Raw genomic sequence first — 260 nt, forward strand, 5'->3', positions numbered from 1 at the left:
AAAATGCCCTCTTCAGCCCACAGGCGGCTCAGAAAATTGAGGTCAGTTTCGCCGTACTGCACGCAGAATTCGCGGGCGGGGTGGGGCTCATAAAAGGAAGGCACCCAGTCAGTGACGTCGTTTTCAGCAAGCAGGGTGGAGGAAATAGTCTGGATATCCTGCTGCTGAAAGATGCGGAATTTCTGCCGCAGCCCTGCCCGCCAGAGCGGGGGCGAAACAGTCAGCTGGTAATTCATCTGCCAGTCGTTGTTCTCCCTGAG

General features: G+C 56.2%; 1 protein-coding gene. It reads right to left on the reverse strand.

Going from position 1 to position 260, the window contains the following annotated elements; translation table 11 throughout:
• On the reverse strand, window positions 1-260 hold a 260-nt coding region (locus OGV98_RS00520), incomplete at both ends, for a contractile injection system protein, VgrG/Pvc8 family (RefSeq protein WP_286550919.1).

Origin of the sequence: Citrobacter sp. Cf136 (assembly GCF_030333815.1) — a bacterium.
Lineage (GTDB): Bacteria > Pseudomonadota > Gammaproteobacteria > Enterobacterales > Enterobacteriaceae > Citrobacter > Citrobacter freundii.